Below are 23,703 nucleotides of genomic sequence, written 5' to 3'. Positions count from 1 at the left end.
ACCTTAGCCCATATTGACAATCGGTGCCTGAGCAATCGCTTCTCTATCTTCAAATACCAACGGACTGAGTGGACGAAAGCCAAAAGTCGTACTAACGAGGTTATTTGGGAATACTTCGCGATCGTTATTATAAAACATCACGCTGTCATTATAATGCTGACGCGCAAATCCAATGCGATTTTCCGTATTGGTTAGTTCGTCCATGAGCTCCTTAATCATACTATCAGCTTTTAGCTCTGGGTAGGCTTCGACGACAGCGGAAAATTGACTCAACGCTTTGGACAACATACCTTCTGCTTTTGCAAATAGTGCCATGTGTTCTAGCGAGTCTGGCTGATGTTTATTAGAGTCTTGTAGATCTTGGGCGTGATTGCGCGCGCTAATGACGCGAGTGAGTGTTTCTTCTTCATGACTCAAATAACGCTTAGCGGTTTCGACCAAGTTTGGAATCAGATCATGACGACGCTTTAATTGCACATCTATTTGAGCAAAGCCGTTCTTTGCTTGGTTACGTGCGCGTACCAATCTATTAAAAATGGATACTCCAAACACAACTACCAACACCACAAACGCAATGAATAGCCAAACAAACATCTTCATAATCAAACTCCAAGGTGTCTAGAATGTTAATAAAAAGTTAATACATTGTATTTTAACTCATATTAATCAATAAAACCTTAGAACTAGATCGGAACTACAAAGGAAATCGAACAGGAAGTTAAATTGAAAACTACATAAGCAAATAGATAACCATCAGACAAAATTTTGACCAAAAAAAAGCCCTTTACAATAAAGGGCTTCATACATCACAAATATATCTTTTGTACTTTATTGATATTTATATCAAATTTTAGGCAAAAAAAAGCGACTCCATCAGCACATCCTCGGCACACACTATAACTATTACCGTTGCTACCTTCCGGTCCTGGCGGGATTCATAGAACAATGTTGCGAGGCTACCAATGGAGCCACCAGTCGCAAATTATACAAGAATTTTTTAATTTTACAACCCCTATCTTAAAACTGTTTGCTTTAGACCTTAAATAGCACTGTCCTTTAGTTCATTAGCTTATGTCCGCAATGTATGAGCACAAATTATATCAGTAACTTAGGTCACAAAATTCTCACAGCAACTTATATGAATTTTGCTATTTTAGTGAATGAAGTTGCACCCATGTCGATGTTTAAAAAACAATAAGGACAGCTTTTCATGTATAAATGAGCGTTGATAATTGTCATTTATATATTATTAGAATCAACTTAGGAGATAATAATGAAAAATACTTTATTGAATAAAGCAGCACTAGCTTCTGGTACGGTCTGTCTTATGACAGCGATGATGGGTAGCGCCCATGCAGAACCCACTGGCTATGATCAACTTACGTTTCAGACAGAAATAAAAGAAGAAATTCAGAACGACGAAGTACGCGCCAGCTTGTACAAAAAAGCACAGGCCACTGACTCTAAGACTTTAGCCACAATGCTTAACACCTCAATCAACAATGCCATGAAAATTGCCAAGCGCTACCCTAGCGTGACCGTGAGCACAGGGCAACAGCGCACCTATCCACGCTACGACAAAAACGATAAAATCATCGGCTGGACAGGTCAAGCAAACATAGACTTAAAAAGTACAGACTTTTCAGCGACCAGCCAACTCATTGCTGACTTGCAAGAAACATTAGTGATGGACAATCTTAACTTTGGTGTATCAGATACCAAAAAGGATGCGCTAGAGCAAAAATTAATGACCGAAGCCTCGCGCGCTTTTCAACAGCAAGCTAAGAGCCTTACCCGTGCTTGGGATGCTCGTGGCTACCGCGTCGTCAATGTTAACCTAAACACGGGTAGCAACTATCCACGTCCGATGTATAGCGCTATGAGCATGAAATCAGGAATGGCAGACGAGTCAGTACCAAGCCAAAGCTTTGAGTCTGGCAATAGCACTATTTCGGTGACTGCTAACGGTACCATCGAGTTAACTAAATAAAACAGCTTATAGTTAAATAAAATAAGTGATTTATATCAAAAAAGGCAAGCATCGTTAACGGTGCTTGCCTTTTTATTTTTCTAGCGATGTCTATTCATTATATTCAATCATTATTGAGACCATTATTGTGACTGAGCAACTTCCTGTTGACGCAGTTTTAGCATCAATTTTTGATACCAAGCTAGCTTTTGATAAGCCAACAGCTGCGCTGCCTTTCTTTTGTTGTCTTGCAATGTGGTCGTGTTTTGAATCACGTATACAGTACGTGTGATTTGCTCAAGTGTTTGGCCAGTTTCGCTTTGTATGACAGCCTTGATTGTATGAGCGCCTGGCAAAACATCAACAGTAGCAATAGATGCGCTCAAACCTTGTGCAACCTCTTTATCATCAAAATAAATACGGGCACTATCACCTGCCTGTAACGCAGGCTTAATCTGTACATTGACATCGATATTCTGTACGGGACGACGATAGGCTCTCTCTTCGCTAGGTTCAGTAATGGCTAACTGATAGTTTACTGGCGTGGTCACCTTAGTATTTATCGCAGGCGACTCAGTAGCAGTCGCTGTCTGCGACGCATTTGATGATTGGCGACTTGTATTAGAATTGGTTGTCGTGTTCAGACTAGTTGACCTGCTCGTCTCATTACCCGTCGTAATAGCCATTTGACTGACTTGTTTGCCAACTTGCTGCTCATAATCCTGTGGACGGTCGGTAAAAGTGACTTGACCGGTTTGCTCATCGACCACCTTATAAATAGGCGCAGCATTGGTGAGAGATGTACAAAGACTGGCTGTAAAGACGAGTAAACCTGTAAATAACATCTTATTTTTTGTATGACTGCGTATGGTCATGGCGGTCTGAATCAAACGGGAATGTTTTGAGAGTGAATGCATAGTCAGTCAACCTAATAAGTGCGCGTATTTAACAAATATGATAGTACTATTATGGGGTATTTTTCAGTGAATAACACTAGGGCGTATCCTCAATCTGAGTATTAAACATTGAAAGCTTCGTAGCAGTGCCTGTTATTATAATTATGATGGTTGATTCAAGTACTCAGCACTTACTCTATCGACGATATATTCCATGTATCTAGCAATCTCCAAATGGCAGCATCAATGGCTTGTGCTTGGTCAAGGTTCTTGCGATCAGCATACCAGTTAATTTTTACACCGTTGTAAATGGACTCTCTATATTCAACAAACATTGGAACTTGCTTAGTTATTGGAATATAAATTTCATAACCTGAAATGAGTGAGTTTTCAGATTCACCAAAGCACCTTCTTTGATTATCATGCTTTCCTTTAAAAGGATAACAAGTCACCCTATTATTAGTCTCTGCAGAATCAGCATCCAACTCTAACATTGAGTAATTATCAAAAGACTGCTTGGTATTTCCCCCTAGAGAATAATTATTTACAACAACCTTCACCTGATCAGGATGATCTAAGGTGTCGTTAGAGTAGACACTTCTATCCGAAGCCTGCACCCATGAGCCATTAAGCATCAGATTAAACTCATATCTTCTGCCTGAGTGCTTGGAGATAGGCATGTCTCTTGCCTCTGACTCGCTTATCTTTTCAAATCTCGTAGGCTGGTAGTCAATAGGAAATTGTCCAATATAACGCTCATACTGTGGACGATAGAACTCAGCTTCTCCTTTAGGAGTACGAGTAACGACATGCTCTCGCCTTTCTCCGACTTCAGCCTTCAAAATAAGATGGTCATTAATCTTCCAAGTAACGATATCGCCCTCTTTATAAGGGTCTTGCTTTTTATCTTTTGTCATACAACTTATTTGAAACAGTGACGAGGTTATTATTACTAAAGAGCTTAACGTTGAAAGCTTCATGGTAGTGCCTGTTGTTATAATTATGATGGCTGATTTTGAAACATTGGGTGTTACGACCAGTATTTACTATCGAGCATTCATTCTTATACCATTCACAAAAATTAGAGTAGCAAGGAAAACAAGTACAAGTACTACGCATTGTAGACTAAACGAGTTTGACGCAGCTAATCGTGTTTTTTGGGTTTGGTATTAATTTATTATTTTAAGATAATTGTTAGATTAAATTCCATAAAAAAACCAGCTAAGAATAACTTAGCTGGTTTTTATGACTCAAAATAACTGAGTGCTTTAGCGACTAATTAGCAGCTGTAGTACATGTCAAATTCAACAGGGTGTACAGTTACGTTCAAACGTTGTACTTCTTCTTCTTTTAAAGCGATAAACGCTTCTAGCATGTCTTCAGTGAATACATCACCTTTTAATAAGAAGTCATGATCGTCACGCAGTGCTTGCAATGCAACATCTAAACTCTCTGCAACCGTTGGGATTTGTGCTTCTTCTTCTGGTGGCAAGTCATACAAGTTCTTGTCAGCAGCTTCACCTGGATGCATTTTGTTTTGGATACCGTCAAGGCCAGCCATCAATAGTGCAGCAAATGCTAGGTATGGGTTAGCCGTTGGATCAGGGAAACGTGCTTCTACACGTACCGCTTTCGGGCTGCTTACGTGTGGAATACGAATAGACGCTGAACGGTTAGATGCTGAATAAGCAAGTTTAATAGGCGCTTCATAATGAGGAACTAGGCGCTTATAGCTGTTCGTTGATGGGTTGGTAATCGCATTCAACGCACGAGCATGTTTGATAATACCGCCAATGAAATACAATGCTGTTTCAGACAGACCAGCATACTCATCACCAGAGAATGTGTTTACGCCGTCTTTTGAGATTGACATATGTACGTGCATACCTGAACCGTTATCACCAACGATTGGCTTAGGCATAAAGGTAGCTGTTTTGCCAAACTGATGCGCAACGTTATGAACAACATATTTCAATTGCTGAACTTCATCCGCTTTACGTACCATCGTGTTGAATGCAACACCGATTTCAGACTGGCAAGAAGCAACTTCATGGTGATGAACTTCAACCGAACCTTCACCAACGATTTCTTCGATGCGTTCACACATAACAGCACGCATATCATGTGAGCTATCGATCGGTGGTACTGGGAAATAGCCGCCTTTCACACGTGGGCGATGCGCCATGTTGCCCCATTCGTAAGTCTCATTAGTCGACCATGCTGCTTCTTCAGCCGTGATTTTATGACTAACGCCAGACATATCGACTGACCATTTAACATCGTCAAATACAAAGAATTCAGGCTCTGGACCGAAATAAGCAGTATCACCGATACCAGTAGACTTTAAATACTCTTCAGCGCGACGTGCGATAGAACGTGGGTCACGGTCATAACCTTGTAGCGTTGATGGCTCGATGATATCGCAAGTCACTACCACAGTCACCGCGTCAAAGAACGGGTCAACAAAAGCAGTTTCTGGATCAGGACGCAAGATCATATCTGACGCTTCGATACCTTTCCAACCAGCGATTGATGAGCCATCAAACATTTTGCCATCTTCCATGACATCTTCATCAACGGTATGCGCTGGGAAGCTGATGTGCTGCTCTTTGCCGCGTGTATCAGTAAAGCGAAAATCAACCCATTTAGCATTAGAGGATTGGATAAGATCTAATAGTTTATTCGACATGAATAGTCTCCGTTGTGTTGATCACGTAATTGCGATTTAAAATTATTAATATGATGTTCTTGTCCAAGAATGTCAGATGTGCTCTCAATACTAAAACAGCGCATTCGATATTATGCTTATTATCAGCACTATTTTGCGTATTAGTCAAGATGCTCATCTAAAGCGTTTACTCAATCAGACCAATATTTGTGCACATGGTCTAACATACGCCAATTCAATCCTAACGACATTCTAGCAATATACAACTCATAATGCTGAACTCTTCGGGCTCTTGTTAATAATTATTTTTAACCAGTTTTTTGGCTTTAAAAATAATCATAACAGCAACAATGCAAAGGCTATGCCAATGTATTGACACTCTGATAACAGACATAGTTATAGATAGATTTAATTATCAATAATTACAGTTATTTATATGTTCAACATCATTGGATATTAATTAATTCTCATCTAGTTCAGTTTTAGAATAGCACTTAATTAGAGCACCAGCTGAGAGCCAAAAGCACTTAATTGGTGCAAATTAAAATATATTTATCGTTATAATGCTATCTATTGGTGCGCCGCTAATAGCTGAATTTATAACACTATCCGGAATCAAACTATTCTTATTATCGACAAAATAATAAAAAATATGTTTTTACTTGGTGCTTACTTAGATAGCCCGTACCCTACATTTGATAGAAAACAAAATAGTGGTAAGATAACCGCGCGCAATAACCTCCTCTGTTATAGTCATAGCTGCTTGTGTCCGGCAATCAAGTGACTTGATAACAGTGAGAACAAATTTTATGTTAAAAATATAATAAAACTGATAAGTTGAAGCCTTAATGATTTTGATGATCGATAATTACGATAGCTTTACGTACAATATCGTACAGTACTTCGGTGAGCTAAAGCAGAACATCACTGTCTGGCGTAATGATCAGGTCAGCATTGAGCAGATTAAAACCCTCGCACCTGATGTCATTGTGATTGGCCCAGGTCCTTGCGATCCTGACCGTGCGGGTATTTCGCTGCAAGCCATTGAGACATTTAAAGGGATTATTCCTATACTGGGTATTTGCTTGGGTCATCAAGCTATCGGTCAAGCCTTTGGCGGTCAAGTGGTCAAAGCTGGCGAAGTCATGCATGGCCGCTTATCAGCTATCTATCACAACGAGCAAGGTGTGTTTGCTGGATTACCTAACCCGTCACAGGTTACGCGTTATCATTCGCTCGTCATTGACAAGACAAGCCTACCAGACTGCCTTGAGCTCACCGCATGGACACAGAATACTGATGGTAGTATTGAGGAAATCATGGGTATTCGTCATAAGGCGTTTGCTGTAGAAGGTGTTCAGTTCCATCCTGAGTCGATATTGAGCGAAGCAGGTTATCAATTGCTCAATAACTTTTTACAGACTCATGGATTGGCTACTCTGACATCCGATGAGCTACCACAAGTTGGCTAGATTTGACTAAAAGCACGTCGGTAAAAAATACTGCTTTCATAAGCCCATGCCAAATTCCACACAGATTCATATAAAAAATAATAGTAAGTGAGACTACAATGAGTACGACAACAATAGAAGAAACGCACACACCAGAGAGTATTGCAGAATTGTCTGATGAGCAAACGCATCAATTGCTAACCACAGCTTTGGGTAGAATATTTCAACACATTGACTTAACCTTTGATGAGATGTATCAAGTGATGCTCATCATCATGCAAGGTAGATGTAGCGACGCTATGATGGGCGCTATCTTGACAGGCCTACGCATGAAAGGCGAATCCATCGACGAGATTACTGCATCAGCCAGCGCCATGCGTGCACTAGCCGCCAACATTAAACCAAAGAACTGCGACTACTTGGTAGATATCGTTGGTACTGGCGGCGATGGTGCTAATCTGTTCAATGTCTCGACTGCGTCGGCATTGGTTGTTGCGGCAGCTGGTGCACAAGTTGCTAAGCACGGCAATCGCGGCGTCTCAACCAAATCTGGTAGCTCAGACTTACTTGAGCAAGCAGGCATCAGTCTAGCGCTCACGCCAGAGCAGGCGAAAGACTGTATCGAAAACCAAGGTATTGGATTTTTATTTGCACCCAATCATCATAGTGCCATGCGTTATGCCAACCCTGTACGCCGTGAGCTAAAGGCACGTACCATCTTTAATATTTTAGGCCCATTGACCAACCCTGCTGGCACGCCAAACTTAGTCATTGGTGTATTTACTGCGCAGCTATGTGAGCCGATTGCCAAAGTAATGAAAAACTTAGGCGCACGTCATGTCATGGTAGTAGGCGCGAAAGATGGTCTTGATGAAATCAGTCTTGCGACTTCGACCACAGTCGCTGAGCTAAAAGATGGCGAGATATCAGTCTATGACATGATGCCAGAAGATGCGGGTATCGAGTCACAAACTCTTATTGGCCTCGATGTCGACTCTCCAGCACAAAGTCTTGAGTTGATTCGTGCTGCGCTATCTGGAGCCGACACTCATGACCGTGCCGTACTTAAAGCACGTGATATGATTGCGCTAAATGCAGGTGCCGCGATATACACCGCAGGACTTGCCAGCAACTACCCTAACGGTGTTAGCCGAGCACAAAAAATTATTCAAAATGGCGATGCTTTACTAAAACTTGAGTCTTTGGCCAACTATACCCAACAGTTAGTCGCTCAAGGTTAACTTATAAGCACTAATCTACTGTCTATAGTCAAGAAAACCTAAAACGGATGCAAGGCCGCCAACCATAGATTGTACATCTAGGAAGGGAAACGCCGTAGCCATTTAGTAGTTATTAATAGCTCTCTGACTATATTTACATTTAACGATATTCGGATACCAGTATGACCACAATCCATTCAGACATACCGTCAGTGCTACAGCGCATTGTCGCCACCAAAGTAGAAGAAGTAAAAGCCGCTCGCGAAGCATTGTCTCTAGAGGACTTGCAAGCACAGGTCGCAGCTGATGATAAACCGCGTCGAGGTTTTGCTGCGGCGCTACGTGCTGCTGGCACTAAAGAAAATGGTATCGGTATCATTGCTGAGATTAAAAAAGCCTCACCGTCTAAAGGCATTATCAATCATAACTTTACCCCTGCTCTATTTGCGCAGCAGTATGAGCAAGCAGGCGCTAGTTGTCTGTCTGTATTGACCGACCGTGATTACTTTCAAGGCGATGACAGCTACCTTGTTCAAGCGGCTAATACATCAAGCCTACCGATATTACGTAAAGACTTTATGATTGATGTCTATCAAATCTATCAATCTTACCTAATGGGCGCTGACTGCATCCTACTCATTATGGCTTGCCTAGATGATGCCCAAGTACGAGAGCTACATGCACTCAGTATTGAGCTTGGTATGGACGTATTGATAGAAGTGCATACCCAATCTGAGCTTGAGCGTGCGCTACAGTTGCCACGTTCAGTACACAATATCTACGGTATCAATAATCGTGATTTAAATACCTTCGATGTTGACCTGCAAAACACGCTTGATCTTAAGAATATTTTAAACGACGCACTTACTACTGATAGTGCTGAGCAAAAACCACTTATCGTGACCGAGAGTGGTATTCATAGTAGTGATGATATTCGCCTCATGTTAAACAATAAGATTCAGCACTTTCTAATCGGTGAACAATTTATGAAAACCGACCATCCAGGGCAAGCGTTACAATCCTTACTTGCGGGCGTCGCAGCAGACGGGTAAAGTAACTCAATAATTTATGCTTAAATATATGCTAATAGCTTGAACAATGTCTGCGCTATAGACATAGTTCAATCAACCATTCATCAATCAACGATACGTTAACTTTTATGTCAAACTCTCTGTTTTCAAAAGAAATGCAAGACCAGCTCAAAGAACTCAAAGGCCAGCTGAGCAAGGGCCGTGATACCAATTCACCTGAAGGTGAGAATCAAAAGCCAACTGAACCGGTATCGCTACCGACTCAAAAGCAAGTAAAAAAGACAGTCAAGCAGCTAGATAGTGAACATATTGATGACGATAAAGTTCTGTTTATGCAAGCCATGCACGGTGTCAATCAGCTAGAAGATAAAAATGTCCGCTCACCTGCCAGCGCAACTAAAGCAGGTAAGCCTGATGCAGCGACACTATCAAAACGTGCCGCAGCTCAAGGTAGTGAAGCCAATGATCTAGGCGCAGGCTTGTCAGATATGCAAGCACTACTAAACCCAGTCGCTGCTGAAGCTTATTTGTCTTATAAGCAGCCCACACTGCAAAATAAAATCTTTGATCAACTCAAAAAAGGCAAGCTGCGTTGGTATGATGCGGTAGATATCCATGGCTGTACAATAGAAGAAGCACGCGAAGCGATGACTCAACTATTGAGCCAAGCCAAGCAGAAAAACGAAACCATGGTAAAAATCGTCCATGGTAAGGGTAGCGAAGCGATTCTAAAAACCTGTATCAATGGTTGGTTGCGTCAATTGCCAGAAGTATTAGCTTTTTGCTCTGCGCCACCAAAAGATGGTGGTAACGGTGCGGTACTAGTACTACTCAAAAAACCTAAAGCAGATGGTGAATAGGTCTACTGTTAGTGATACGGTACTACATCAAAAGGACTGCTTATTTGCAGTCCTTTTTTTATCAATCACTTATGGTCTAGAGGTAGACTGCAACGATGTTTCCTTCAATGAACGCTCTCTTTAATGTACATTCCATTTAATGTGAGCTTCTCACCTTTTATTAATATATAGACTTGAGCACCTTCTAATTAGCAAAGCGAAATCACTATGAACATACAGACTATTGAAAACATTAACGAACTAGAACAGCAAATTGCTGCACTGATTACCATTGAACCAAGGTTCGCCCCTGTCCATAAGCAGGTCGGCACACCTAATCTTAGGCACAACGCAGGTGGGTTTGAGCAGTTGATGAGAGCGATGGTCGGTCAGCAGTTATCAGTTGCCGCCGCTGCCAGCATTTGGAAACGGTTGGTTGATGCAGAATTAATCACCCCGCAAGCTATACGCGAGGCGACAGATGATACTTTGAAGACACAAGGATTGTCTAAGCAAAAAACTCGTTATGTGCGTTCATTAGTAGATCATGATATAGACTTTGCAGCCTTAGAAACTTTGCCAAATGAAGAAGTCATAACAACCTTGACAGCCGTGACAGGGATTGGACGTTGGACAGCTGAGATGTATTTATTATTTTCGCTAAAACGTGCAGACATACTTGCAGTCGATGATTTGGCCATTAAAGTTGCAGCCATGGAGTTGTTAGGCTTAGCAGAGCGCCCAACACCCAAGCAGCTAAAAGACTTAACTCAGCATTGGTCACCTTATCGTAGCGCTGCCAGTCTACTGCTTTGGTCGTACTACGGTTTATTACGTGATAAAACCGCAGTACCTTTATAACTAATTGAGCAAAAAACATAGCCAGTGTTATTCACTACCATTCGTGAGCAAAAAGTCTCCTTTAAGGCTGATTCCATATAGAAAAGCCAGATTTGTTTTTAGTGTGCTTAAACTTACTTTTTCTTAGCATATGACTTTTATGCTTTAGTGCCTTAAGCGCACCACTTCTGCTGACGGTCGCCATAGAGAATTTGTGGTGACTTGCAACATCATTTTTAGCCTTGTCGCTATCTTTACGAATATTAACGCCATCGTCGTTGTAATCTTTCCTGTATACGCTTGTGTTTACTTCCTTGTTATCAGACACTTCATTATTAGCAGAGTTACTACTGTTATCTGATTCATTTCCTTCTGCTGATTCATCAGTGCTACTTCCCACATGATGTTCAAGCTCCGTTTGATTAACAATCAACTGCTGAGTCGGCAATGCATGTTCTACTTTATATTTCGCGACTTTCTTTAATATATCTACAAACAAAGCGTTTTGTTTGTCATAGAACTCAATGATACCAATAGCATTCACATAAGCTTGCAACTGAATAACATAGCAATCTTGGCGCAGCTCCAAAATATTGACCTGATTCCATTCTTGATTGGTCAAATCATGCTCTTTTATAAATTCATCCAAGTCATTAACCATTTTGAATATTACGTCAAGATCAGCGGTACGCTTAATATATAAGTAATGGAAAAAACGAAACATATCGCGAGAGGTAAAGTTTTCGATCTGCATCGATGAAAAATCACCATTTGGTACCGTAACAATCGTCCGCGACAAGGTTCGTACGCGCGATGAGCGAATACCAATATCAATAACTGTGCCTTCGTAAGTACCAAACTTACAATAGTCACCGATACGCACAGGTGAATCTGCGACGACGACGACACTACCAACTAAGTTTTCAATCGTCTTTTGCGCACCAAGGGCCAACGCCAAACCACCCACACCCAGTGCGGCAATACCAGTGGTCAAATCAAAACCCAAATTGCCAAAAATAACAATCACTGCAAATATCAGTAATAGCGCTTTGACGACCTTACGCAGCAGTCCCAAAATTGAGACTCGCTCAGTATAGTTTTTCTTGTAGCTTAGATTTACCGCTCGGGTAAATATCGCGTCGATCACTCGCAATAGTAGCCAAGTCAGCGCTAACCAAGAAGCGATATCCGTAAAGCGATTGACCGGCTCACGCAGGGTCACCGATACGCCTGCATAAACCATCACCTCGGATAGTATCAGGGCCATAATGACCACAGAAAGTGGCAATATTACCTTATTAGGTAACGGCAATGGCGTACCACGCAAGTACGGATAGACAATCCTTAATAAATGGTACAGCAACCATACCGCGACATAAGTGAGTACAAAGCTGGTCACAATCATAGTGAGCGCGGCGACCAAATCAGCTAGTTGATAGCCAAAAAGCTTTTTGCCATCTAAAGAATCGACCGTATAGCGCGAGACCAAGGTCGGCTCAGTATTTTCTATTACTTCTGGTACTGAGGTCAGCGTATCGCTAGAGAATTGCCAATATTGTTCGTTTTGTTTTGAGACCACCCTTTCTAGCAATAGCGGAACACTTCGCTCCCCGATATTAATCACACCGACATTTTCTTGGCTAGGTGGCAGTTGGTCAGTTAGATTACCCTCAGGTGAATTGCTAATCTGTAGATCCGGCTGAAAACGCCCTCCTGCATCCAGTGCTTGTTTGAACTGTCGCACAACGGTCGTTGGGTTATCGGACTTTGATAAGTTGAGATAATTACTTGCCAGCAAATAATCATTTTCGCCCAACGCACTGATAAACCCTTGTACCGTATGACGCGGCGTATCTCGTCCGAATGAATCAGGCAATGGCGTACTTACTGCCTCTCCACTACTGTCATTACCCACTCCAAGAGCCCCAGCCTCAACAGCATAAGCATTGTTTGGCAAGGCAATACTCAACAGCATAGCTAGTAATAGCATTGCGACTATAAATGGTATTTTAGTAATAGCAGGAAATGAATTAGGCGAAGGACTGGGAGTCAGATTATGCTTGATAGACAAAACAAACCTCTTAGTTTAAAAATGGCATGATAAATGACAGGCGGCGTCCATACTATAGTAACAATTATTTATAACAGCAGTGCTTTTGATTACGCAATTTTGTAGCTAACTGTATTGATATTTGGTTTCTTACTCTATGTACGCTTCTAATAGTAGGTATTTTTAAGGATAGGTTTCTCCTATAAAACTAAGAAGATGCTCATAGAATGTTTAGGTAAATTAATTTTTAATAAACTATTTAGCAAACTAACATGAATACCATTCAGCCTACCCTGAATAAACATTAGGTTAAAGTAGTTTATAAAGCGGGTTAATTTGTAGATAATGAGCGCAGTTTTGCTTATATACTGTTTTTTGTAACTTTTGACCCCTTTTACGTCATAATAGTTACCTCTCATTTCTGCATTTTTAACTTGATTACTTTGGAATCGACTATGTCTGTAACACGTGCATCTTCACGTACCTATCTTCGTTTAAGTATTTTGAGCGCGCTTGGTTTACTTGCAGTAAATACTGCAATGGCAGCTACCTCTGAAAACACTTCCATCAACGATAGCAATTTGCCACAAGTTGAGCTTGATGAAATTGTCGTAACAGCCACTCGCACACCTACTAAGACAAGCAATGTAATTGCGCAAACACGAGTAATTAATAAAGAAGAGTTACAACGTTATCAAGGTCAAACTGTTTTGGACGTACTCAAACGTCAGCCAGGCATTGCTTTTAAACAAAACGGTGGTCTTGGCGCTTCTTCAAACTTTTATATGCGCGGCTACGATAGCAAACAAGTCCTCGTATTGATTGATGGTATACGTTATAGCTCAGTCAGTGCTGGAGGCGCCGCTTTAAACTTGCTACCTGCTGATCAAATTGATCGAATTGAAGTTCTCTATGGTGCATCAGGTTCTAGCATCTATGGTGCGGATGCGATGGGCGGTGTGATTCAAGTATTCACTAAAGGCAGCAATATAGATCGAAGTAGCATGTCAGTTACCGCGGGTATCGGCTCAAACGATCATTACGTATATGGTGCAAGCGCACAACTTGCCAATACTAATGGTACTACATTAAGTCTTTCAGCCAGTCACAACGAAACAGATGGTATCAATGCGACCCGACCAGATCCCAGTAATCAAAACGACCCTTATAACAAAGACGCTGATGGTTTTGAGAGCGACAGTGTAAGCCTAGCAGTCAATCAGCGTTTTGGCGATACGTTACTGACAGGTGCTAGTATCTTGTATAGTAAATCCACTACTGAATATGACGACGGTATTTTTGAAGACGTTCATGCTGATCAAGAAAACGGCGCAGCGCAAGCTTATGTCGACTGGCAATATATGCCTGATGCCTCTGTTAAGATCCAATATGGTCACTCTGTTGATAAAAGTGAGTCTTATGCTAAGTATCCGAACGTATTCGATGGTACTCAAGACCAGATTAGCTTAGTTGGTAAAAACAAGCTGCTAGCTGGTGAAGCTGTTTATGGTCTCGAATACCTCACTCAAGACTTAGACAGTACGGCTTACAGTATTGATGACCGTAATGTCAAAAGTGCCTTTGCTGGCTATGTCGTCGCCAATGACCGCTTTGATGCCCAAGCTAACCTACGCTACGATGATGACTCACGTTATGGTGATGAAACCACCTATAATTTGGGCGGTGCGATGCATCTTAGTCCTAATTTTCGTGTTGGTGCGAGCTATGCTAAAGGCTTCCGCGCACCTGTCTTTAATGATTTAAGTCCTGCATATGGTGGCGATCTTAACCTTAATCCTGAGACTAGCGACAACTATGAAGTATTTGCTCAGTACGATAGCACTCGGCACAGCACACGTCTGACAGGTTATCGCAGTGATGTGGATAATTTAATTGCTTACTCTAATTTCAAAGCAAAGAATATCAATAGCGCTAAGATTGAAGGCATATCATTAACCTCTGACTGGGAAATGAACGACTATCTGTTTGGCGGCAGCTATGACTACCAGAAGGCAGAAGACAGTAGTGGCGGAAGTGATGATGGCAACTCTCTTCCCTACCGTCCTGAACACAAGGGCTTGGTATATGTCGGATACCGTCTGCCAAGTTTAGATATACGCGCTGAATATCAGTATGTAGGGGACTATTACAGCAGAATTACCAATACTGACTCTCAATTTGTAGACAACTATGGATTGCTGAACATCAGTGGTAACTACAAACTTACTGATAATTTGTCTATGACTGCACGTCTAAACAACATCACTAACGAAGATTATATAACAGATATTGGCTATAATACTGACGGTATTAACTACTTTACCTCTCTAACCTACAACTGGTACTAATTTTGGCTGAGTAGTATCAAAAAACATTAAAACAAAAAAGGTCATCAGTCGATGGCCTTTTTTATGGCTATAGATTCCTGTTTGAGGTTTTGTTTGTCTAAGGCATCAGCTATTTATCTCAGTCAATAGGTGACAATTAACCACTCATCTATTACAATAACGACCTCCGAGAGGTGTTGCGCCATAACAGTGATTTACTGCATTAACATTCTATAGTTATGCAATCACAGGTTATGTTAGGCTCGGTTAACTGTCGAGAGTCCATGTTTTTGGTCACTCACAGCGCAAACAACGGCACCTGCGTTTTTATTCTTTTTATCATTCGTTAACCACTGATAGGAGCATATTATGGACGCAGTGTCTACTACACCATCTGCCCATACGATCGATCCCTCTTTCACTGACTACAAAGTCGCTGACATCAGCCTTGCTGATTACGGCCGCCGTGAAATCACCCTTGCTGAAGCCGAAATGCCTGCCCTAATGGGCTTGCGTCGTCGCTACGAAGCCGACCAACCGCTTAAGGGCGCAAAAATCGCTGGCTGTATCCACATGACTATTCAGACTGCCGTACTTATCGAGACATTAGTCGCGCTAGGTGCTGAAGTACGCTGGACATCATGTAACATCTTCTCAACTCAAGACCATGCTGCTGCTGCGATTGCTGCTGCTGGTATCTCTGTTTATGCTTGGAAAGGCGAAACAGAAGAAGAGTATGAATGGTGCCTACGTCAGCAAGTACATGTTGGCGGCGAAGCGTCAGGCCAACTTTGGGATGCTAACTTAATCTTGGATGATGGCGGTGATTTGACCGCTTTGATTCACAGCGATTATGCAGAGCTGCTTGATAACATCCATGGTATCTCAGAAGAAACCACTACTGGCGTTCATCGCTTGGTTGAGATGCTTGGTAAAGGTACACTTAAAGTACCAGCCATCAACGTCAACGATGCGGTTACCAAGTCTAAAAATGATAACAAATATGGCTGCCGTCATAGCTTAAACGATGCTATCAAACGCGCTACCGATATGTTCCTTGCTGGTCGCCGCGCTTTAGTTATCGGTTATGGCGATGTGGGTAAAGGCTCTACACAAAGCTTACGTCAAGAAGGCATGATCGTACGTGTTTCAGAAGTTGACCCTATCTGTGCTATGCAGGCATGTATGGACGGTTTTGAAGTATTATCACCATACATCGACGGTGATAACACGGGCGGCGCAGCCAGCATCAACAAGCGCTTACTTGAAGACACTGACATGATCGTCACGACTACTGGTAACTACCATGTTTGTGACAGGCATATGCTAGCAGCCCTTAAGCCTGGTGCTGTGGTATGTAACATCGGTCACTTTGACACCGAAATCGACACACAATTCATGCGTGACAACTGGCGCTGGGTTGAGATCAAGCCACAAGTGCATCAAATCTTCCGCTCAGACGATGAGAACGACTATTTGATCTTGCTTGCTGAAGGTCGCCTAGTAAACCTAGGTAACGCAACTGGTCACCCATCACGCGTGATGGACGGCTCATTTGCCAACCAAGTATTGGCTCAAATGTATCTGTTCGAAGAAAAATTCGCTGACTTGCCAGCTGACCAACGTACTGACAACCTATACGTAAAAGTATTGCCTAAAAAGTTAGACGAAGAAGTGGCCGCTGCGATGGTTGCAGGTTTTAACGGTACGCTAACCAAGCTGACCCAAAAGCAAGCTGAGTATTTGGGTGTGCCAGTTGAAGGTCCATTCAAGCCTGACGCTTATAAATACTAAAAGGAGCCTGACTGTGAGTAAGCCTGCTTTCTCCTTTGAGTTCTTTCCTGCAAAGACCGAGCAAGGTCACGAAAAGCTTCTCAGCACTTATGATGATCTTAATAAGTTATCACCAGCTTATTTTTCGGTAACTTATGGTGCAGGCGGTTCAACCCGTAGCCGCACCTTAGATATCGTACAAGCGCTAAGTGCACGTGGTACCACTGAAATCGCGCCGCACATGTCCTGTATTGGTGATGACAAAAGTGAAATCGCTGAATTGCTCGAGTATTATAAGACTTTAGGTATTAGACGCTTAGTAGCGCTACGCGGCGACTTGCCATCAGGTCAGGTGGGCATGGGTGAACTACCATTTGCGGTAGATTTGGTAAAGTACATTCGTGAGCATTCAGGTGATCACTTCCATATCGAAGTGGCCTCCTACCCTGAAATGCACCCACAAGCGCGTAGCTTTGAGTTTGATATCGATAACTTGGTAAATAAATACCAAGCTGGTGCCAATGCGTCGATTACTCAGTTTTTCTACAACGCTGACAGCTATCTGTACTTGCGTGATAAGTTAGAGAAACGCGGTATTGACACGGTAGCTCAGCCTTTGGTCGCTGGTATCATGCCAATTACCAATTCAAGCAATCTCTTGCGTTTTGCTGATAGCTGTGGCGCTGATATTCCGCGCTATGTACGCAAACAGTTGACGGATTTTGGTGATGACCGTAAGGCTATTCGTGAGTTTGGCTTTGATGTGGTTTATCGCTTGTGTGAACGCTTGATTGCCGAGGGTGTACCTGCCATGCATTTTTATAGCATGAATAAAGTTGAGCCAAACAAACGCTTAGTAGAAGCATTGGGATTGACTGCTTAAATTTGTAAGCATTCTAAAATACCCCTTCATCATTCCTGAATACATTATTAATGACTGGCGCTTCTAGGAGCGCCAGTTTTTTATTGTCAAAATTTTGACCAATAACCCTTTACCGTTTTATTCATACACTTTATCTTATTTGATTTTTAAAAATTTCTTCACTGTGTAATAATGCTGCTCTAAAAATAATTATCTTTATTAAGAAAAATTCTCATAAAACAAATGTCATTAATTGTCTCAAGTGATATTCTATAGATCTAATAATAACTATACTCAATCAAATAATAGGAATAAGACCACGTGCGACGTTTTTTTTATGCCGTTAACAACGACAATGCTGATGCCTCACCACTACCTAAATTGGGTGAGTTACCGCTAGGTAGCAATGTCGAATTACCAGATAGCGTTGTCCATCACTGGTGCCGTGTACTACGAGCCAATATTGGTGATCAAGGGATTTTGTTCGATGGATTTGGCGGCGAATATACAGTAGAGCTACAGGCAATCAGTAAAAAAAATGCCACGGCTACTTTACTTGCTCACATAGACGACGATCGTACGCCGCCTACTATCACTCAGATTGGTTTGGTAATGAGCCGCGGTGAGCGTATGGACTATGCTATTCAAAAAGCAACTGAGCTTGGAGTGACTGCTATTCAGTTGCTCAGCAGCCACCACGGTGAAGTCACATTAAAACCTACTCAAGTTGAAAAGAAACTGGTGCATTGGCAACAAATAGCGATTGCAGCTTGTGAACAATGCGGTCTTAATCGTCCGCCCCTCATTCTTGCGCCACAATCTATCAACGAATGGCTAAGCAATACCAATTCTGATACTAAGACTACTGAGGCTACGGCTACTGACGTTACGAAGGTGCAAATGGCCGTCAGCTCTATCGTTTCTGTGCTTAGTTATGATCCTTACTACCAAGTATTAGCGAACGCTCCAGATCTATGTATGCAAATGAGTGTACCAGCAGCAGGACAACCTGCCATGCCTAACGCTCTATCTGATATTCTTAAACAACAGACCCCTTATATCAAACTGTTGATCGGGCCTGAGGGTGGTTTGAGTCACGATGAATGTCAGCAGGCGGAGAGTGTTGGATTTGAGCCTTGGCAAATCGGCACAAGAGTCTTGCGTACCGAGACTGCACCAGTGGTAGCGTTAGCTACTTTACATGCCTTAAGCACCTAGTAAAGACTGATAAGTACTAGTATGACTATCGTAGTTTTTATCTTTTATGCTTATAGTCAAAAATAACGTCTGTTCTGTGTCGTACATAGTAAAATGCGACGCCAACTCAATGTTAATAAATTGATAATGCAGTTCTTATTTTTATAAGCCCTTATCTTTTGTGAGCCACTATTATGAGCAATTTTGACACTATTCCAGTATCAATCAAGCAGCAGTTGATGAGTACGCTATGTGAACAGCTTGAAGACGCCATATTTGTATTAGATGACAATTTACGTTATTTAGCGGTCAATGCCAGTTATGAGCTTATGATTGGCTACAAAGAAGAGTTCTTGGTTGGTCGGCCACTTGGTATCTACGCTGCTGAGTTTTTGTCAGAAGCAGAGCAGCTGATCTTGAAAGACATCAGTAAAAACCTAGACAGTCATGGATTTTACGAACTTGATTTTGCGATGATCAATCGTTACGGCGAGCCTATTGATTGTCATGTCACTTATCGCAAGATTTATGTTGAGCAGACAGCCTACCATGTCGGTATGTTGCGTGATATGTCATCCGTTATAAAAGACCAAAAACAGGTTGCGCATTTACTCAACTATGATCAGCTCACAGGTCTCCCTAACCGCAAAGTATTTTTAAGTCAGACAAGTGACATGCTATTGGATAGTTACCAAGAGGTTGTCCTTGTACGCTTAAATATTGATCGCTATCGCAATCTTGCCAGCCTACTAGGGCCTGATGGTGCCAATGATTTAATAAAAAACTTTGTAAAAGGAGTCGAAAAGCTCAAGCTGCATAATTTACGCTCTTTTTCTCACTTCGGTGGTGATGATTTTGCGCTACTGTTTGAAGTTAAAGATGCCAATATGGTACGTCATCAGCTAGACACACTTATGCAAATGTGTGAACGCCCCTTCTCTACTGATAAGAGCCATGCAACAGATGCAAACATCTATTACCATATTTCTGTGGGTGTCAGCTGTTTTCCAAAAGATGATAATGAAGTAACGGGTTTATTGACCAAAGCGGAAAAAGCATTAGACTATGTCAAGCAACACGGTGGCGATGATATACGCTGGTACGATGAGGCCATTGAAAGCGCCACCGCTGGTAGCTTAGAGTTAGAGTCTGAGCTTAGAGCTGCTACCACTGAAGGCCAGTTCGTTCCCTATTATCAGCCAAAGTTCTCATTAGAGACTGGTGCTATCACAGGTTTTGAAGCATTGGTACGTTGGCAACATCCTACTCGCGGATTACTCAAACCCGTTCATTTTATCAATGCCATTATCGCGCACAAGCTCTCCTTTGATTTGTTTTCGCAACTGGCTATTAAAATCGTCAAACAACTAGCCGTTTGGCAACAGCAAGGGTTTCATCAACACGTCTGTATCAACGCTGATGCCGCGGAATTTAGCCACCCTGACTTCTTTGATATGGTCAGCACACTACTGACAGAGAATGACGTTGCTGCCCATCAGTTGCATATCGAAGTGACCGAATCATCTTTGATTCAGCGTCATGACAATGTAAAAAAACAGCTTAACTCGCTTAGAGAGCTTGGCGTACGTCTAGCGCTCGATGATTTCGGTACTGGTTATGCGTCATTGAGCTACTTGCAAGAGTACCCATTTGATTTTATCAAAATCGATAAGAGCTTTATCTCCAATATTGAAACCGATCGTACCCAGCACGCGATTGTAAAAGCCATTTTAGACTTAGCAGTCGCTTTAGACATGCAGGTCGTTGCTGAAGGTATCGAAACTGAGCAGCAGCGTGATGTGTTGTTAGATATGGGGTGCAAAATTGGTCAGGGCTATTGGTTTAGCAAACCCGTGGCTGCTGATGTTGCCACTGCGATGCTGATTAAACAAAATGCTTCTGAGTAAACGCTAAGCTATTCGCTATACGTTATTAATCATAAACTACTATGTTAAGACTCCTAGCATACGAGCATGTTTAATGTTAATCACGTTTATATCTGTGAAATAACTTACAGGCTCGGTTCTACCAAATAGTGTTGTAATTTATACTAATGCGTTTGTCTTTCTGGCGAACGCTATTTTTTTGGCTGTCGTTTTTTCATGTTAATACTAATCATATAAAGGACTATCTGTCTTAGTAACGTTAGGGTTTTCATATGCTTAATGCTGCTGTTTCCTAGCGCCTAACGTCGATTGCATAACCGATGCAAGATAGGTTCATGACTTATCAGTCCTGTCACCAAACTTGTATAATCACCTATGAAAGCCTATCTTTTATAGTGAATTTGTTAGAGCACATTTAATCTATCATTGACTCTGACAATCACCACTCTTTTTAACACTATTTTATGTAATCGATAGCATGGTTGACCTGCTCTACTGTTTATCATTTATTTAGATTTTCAGATTGGCTAGGTAAGAATAACGCACTAGAGGATAGTGCGACCATATACTCATTATTGGCTATGATCGGTTACATTCCAAAAAGGACAGGAAGTTATGCAATACAAAGCGCCCTTACGTGATATCCAATTCGTTATGCATGAACTACTCGATAGTGAAAGCCACTACAAAACTTTGCCTGCGTTCCAAGAAGCTGACCGCGAGCTAATGGACAGCCTATTTGAAATGGCTGCAAGCTTTGCTGAAAACGAACTGTCACCATTGAACCAAAGCGGTGATGCTGAAGGCTGTAAGTTTGACAATGGTAAGGTCACCACGCCAAAAGGCTTTAAAGAAGCTTATGACGCGTATTGTGAGCTTGGCTTCCCTGCTTTATCTGCTGAAGAAGATTTCGGCGGTCAAAACATGCCGTTCTCATTGTCTACTGTCATCAATGAAATGGTTGGTACGGCTAACTGGTCATTCTCTATGTACCCTGGCCTCTCACATGGTGCTATTCAAACCATCGAGCATCATGGTACTGACGAGCAAAAACAAACCTATTTAGAAAAAATGGTCACTGGCGAATGGTCAGGCACCATGTGTCTTACTGAAGCACATGCGGGTTCTGACTTGGGTATTATCCGTACCAAAGCTGAGCCTAAAGAAGATGGTAGTTATAGCATCACGGGTCAAAAGATTTTCATCTCTGCAGGTGAGCATGACCTAACCGGTAACATTATCCACATTGTATTGGCTCGTCTACCAGGCGCACCTGCTGGTACCAAAGGTATCTCGTTGTTTATCGTCCCGAAAATGACGGTCAACGCAGATGGTAGCGTTGGGGAAAGCAACAATGTCGTTTGTGGCTCTATCGAACACAAAATGGGTATCAAAGCCTCTGCAACTTGTGTCATGAACTTCGATGGCGCAACGGGCTACTTGATTGGACCTGAAAACCGCGGCCTACAGTGCATGTTCACCTTTATGAACGTGGCACGTATCGGTACAGCTGTGCAAGGTTTGACTGCAGCAGAGTATGCATTCCAAGGTTCATTGACCTATGCAAAAGACCGCTTAGCGATGCGTTCACTATCAGGTACGAAAGCACCAGAGAAAGCAGCTGATCCTATTATCGTACATCCAGCGGTTCGTAACATGCTATTGACGGAAAAAGCCTTTGCTGAAGGTGGTCGTGCGCTAGTTTATTATCTCTCACACTTTGCAGATACCGTCGCAAAAGGCGAAGGCGAAGCGTTGAAGTTTGCTGATCAAATGTTGTCACTACTGACGCCAATTGCTAAAGCGTTCTTGACTGAAACAGGTCTGGAAGCTGCTAACCATGGTATTCAGGTTTATGGTGGTCATGGTTTCGTTAGCGAATGGGGTATGGAGCAGAACGTACGTGATACGCGCATTTCTTGTTTGTACGAAGGTACCACAGAGATTCAAGCACTTGACTTGTTAGGTCGTAAAGTCCTAGGTTCACAAGGTAAGCTACTTGCGAACTTTGTAAACGTTATCCAAGAATTCTGTGAAGAAAACAAAGAAAATGACGAGATGGGTCAGTTCATTCGCCCACTTGCCAAGCATCTTAAAGAATGGGGCGATTTGACTGCACGCATCGGCATGCAAGCAACTGAAACGCCAGACGCTGTCGGCGGCGCTGCGGTAGACTATATGTATTTCAGCGGTTATGTGACCCTAGCCTACTTATGGGCGCGCATGGCGCTGGTTGCTCAGACTGCTATCGCAAACGGTACTGGCGAAAAAGCATTCTATGACGCTAAAGTTAAAACAGCTCAGTTCTACTTTGCTAAGCTATTGCCACGTACGACTACGCACGTACAGCGTATCAGCACTGGTGTAGAACCATACATGAGCATGGACGTTGATCAGTTTGCCTTTTAATTAAAGCGCTAAACTTCGCAATCATATAATCTTAAGCGGCAACATACTTCGGTGTGTTGCCGCTTTGTTTTGCGCGTGCTTATGACGACTATCGACATAGTTTTAACAGTAGCAACTGTCTATAAGTACCGACCCGCCTACCTTCTCACATTCTAATTGTCAGTGAGGTGTCTATAAGCACTTCAATAGCCGTTGCTAACTTTTGGTGTACGCACAATTCACGAAGAAATACACTCGCTCACAAGCTTATTTGTTAAACTTTGATTATTAATCGCTAAGGTTATA

At 42.1% G+C, this 23,703-nt stretch carries 17 protein-coding genes and 1 other RNA gene; 12 read left to right on the top strand and 6 right to left on the bottom strand.

Annotated features, from left to right (window positions below; all coding sequences use genetic code 11):
• Positions 1-3: 3 nt before the first annotated feature.
• Positions 4-600, bottom strand: a complete 597-nt coding sequence (locus V6252_RS03240; RefSeq protein ID WP_201548292.1) for a LemA family protein — start codon at positions 598-600, stop codon at positions 4-6.
• 268 nt (positions 601-868) lie between these two features.
• Positions 869-965: signal recognition particle sRNA small type (gene ffs, locus V6252_RS03235), an RNA gene on the bottom strand.
• A 308-nt stretch (positions 966-1,273) separates the two neighbouring features.
• On the opposite strand from ffs, the gene V6252_RS03230 reads away from it, so the two are divergent.
• Positions 1,274-1,990, top strand: coding sequence for an SIMPL domain-containing protein (locus V6252_RS03230; RefSeq protein ID WP_102091728.1), 717 nt, complete (start codon positions 1,274-1,276; stop codon positions 1,988-1,990).
• 122 nt (positions 1,991-2,112) lie between these two features.
• Here V6252_RS03230 and V6252_RS03225 read toward each other — a convergent pair whose 3' ends face one another.
• The 3 genes from V6252_RS03225 to glnA form a co-directional block, all read right to left on the bottom strand.
• On the bottom strand, positions 2,113-2,886 hold the full coding sequence (locus V6252_RS03225) for a DUF4124 domain-containing protein (protein ID WP_341609256.1): 774 nt from the start codon (positions 2,884-2,886) through the stop codon (positions 2,113-2,115).
• Positions 2,887-3,056: 170 nt separating this feature from the next.
• A complete protein-coding gene (locus V6252_RS03220) occupies positions 3,057-3,782 on the bottom strand; it encodes a hypothetical protein (RefSeq protein WP_341609255.1) in 726 nt (241 codons plus the stop codon).
• A 362-nt stretch (positions 3,783-4,144) separates the two neighbouring features.
• Positions 4,145-5,554 carry a type I glutamate--ammonia ligase gene (gene glnA, locus V6252_RS03215; protein ID WP_057760355.1) on the bottom strand — a complete coding sequence of 470 codons (1,410 nt, stop codon included), beginning with the start codon at positions 5,552-5,554 and terminating at the stop codon, positions 4,145-4,147.
• Between the two features lie 827 nt (positions 5,555-6,381).
• On the opposite strand from glnA, the gene V6252_RS03210 reads away from it, so the two are divergent.
• From V6252_RS03210 to V6252_RS03190, 5 genes are all read left to right on the top strand, one after another.
• Positions 6,382-7,005, top strand: a complete 624-nt coding sequence (locus V6252_RS03210) for an aminodeoxychorismate/anthranilate synthase component II (RefSeq protein ID WP_341609254.1) — start codon at positions 6,382-6,384, stop codon at positions 7,003-7,005.
• Between the two features lie 98 nt (positions 7,006-7,103).
• Entirely contained in the window at positions 7,104-8,225 is a 1,122-nt protein-coding gene (trpD, locus tag V6252_RS03205) for an anthranilate phosphoribosyltransferase (protein WP_341609253.1), read from the top strand.
• 161 nt (positions 8,226-8,386) lie between these two features.
• Positions 8,387-9,256: an indole-3-glycerol phosphate synthase TrpC gene (gene trpC / locus V6252_RS03200; protein ID WP_341609252.1), complete on the top strand. Its 870-nt coding sequence runs from the start codon at positions 8,387-8,389 to the stop codon at positions 9,254-9,256.
• Positions 9,257-9,363: 107 nt separating this feature from the next.
• Positions 9,364-10,095 (top strand): Smr/MutS family protein, encoded by a 732-nt coding sequence (locus V6252_RS03195; RefSeq protein WP_341609251.1) that lies wholly within the window; start codon positions 9,364-9,366, stop codon positions 10,093-10,095.
• A 207-nt stretch (positions 10,096-10,302) separates the two neighbouring features.
• Positions 10,303-10,935: a DNA-3-methyladenine glycosylase family protein gene (locus V6252_RS03190; protein WP_341609250.1), complete on the top strand. Its 633-nt coding sequence runs from the start codon at positions 10,303-10,305 to the stop codon at positions 10,933-10,935.
• A 61-nt stretch (positions 10,936-10,996) separates the two neighbouring features.
• Here the strand turns inward: V6252_RS03190 and V6252_RS03185 are convergent, their stop codons facing one another.
• The gene (locus tag V6252_RS03185) at positions 10,997-12,904 is read right to left on the bottom strand and encodes a mechanosensitive ion channel family protein (protein ID WP_425355850.1); all 1,908 of its coding nucleotides are present in this window, start codon (positions 12,902-12,904) and stop codon (positions 10,997-10,999) included.
• A gap of 515 nt (positions 12,905-13,419) precedes the next feature.
• Here V6252_RS03185 and V6252_RS03180 point away from each other — a divergent pair.
• The 6 genes from V6252_RS03180 (at position 13,420) to V6252_RS03155 (ending at position 23,418) form a co-directional block, all read left to right on the top strand.
• Positions 13,420-15,312 (top strand): TonB-dependent receptor plug domain-containing protein, encoded by a 1,893-nt coding sequence (locus V6252_RS03180; RefSeq protein ID WP_341609248.1) that lies wholly within the window; start codon positions 13,420-13,422, stop codon positions 15,310-15,312.
• Positions 15,313-15,660: 348 nt separating this feature from the next.
• Entirely contained in the window at positions 15,661-17,085 is a 1,425-nt protein-coding gene (gene ahcY / locus V6252_RS03175; RefSeq protein ID WP_191113667.1) for an adenosylhomocysteinase, read from the top strand.
• 13 nt (positions 17,086-17,098) lie between these two features.
• Entirely contained in the window at positions 17,099-17,947 is an 849-nt protein-coding gene (metF, locus tag V6252_RS03170) for a methylenetetrahydrofolate reductase [NAD(P)H] (RefSeq protein ID WP_341609247.1), read from the top strand.
• A 300-nt stretch (positions 17,948-18,247) separates the two neighbouring features.
• Positions 18,248-19,144: a 16S rRNA (uracil(1498)-N(3))-methyltransferase gene (locus V6252_RS03165; protein WP_341609246.1), complete on the top strand. Its 897-nt coding sequence runs from the start codon at positions 18,248-18,250 to the stop codon at positions 19,142-19,144.
• 173 nt (positions 19,145-19,317) lie between these two features.
• Positions 19,318-21,030, top strand: a complete 1,713-nt coding sequence (locus V6252_RS03160) for a putative bifunctional diguanylate cyclase/phosphodiesterase (protein WP_341609245.1) — start codon at positions 19,318-19,320, stop codon at positions 21,028-21,030.
• Positions 21,031-21,624: 594 nt separating this feature from the next.
• On the top strand, positions 21,625-23,418 hold the full coding sequence (locus V6252_RS03155; RefSeq protein WP_341609244.1) for an acyl-CoA dehydrogenase C-terminal domain-containing protein: 1,794 nt from the start codon (positions 21,625-21,627) through the stop codon (positions 23,416-23,418).
• The last annotated feature ends 285 nt before the right edge of the window (positions 23,419-23,703 follow it).

This window comes from Psychrobacter proteolyticus (genome assembly GCF_038155145.1).
Classification (GTDB): Bacteria; Pseudomonadota; Gammaproteobacteria; order Pseudomonadales; family Moraxellaceae; genus Psychrobacter; species Psychrobacter proteolyticus_B.
This window is presented reverse-complemented; position numbering and strand designations above follow the sequence as displayed.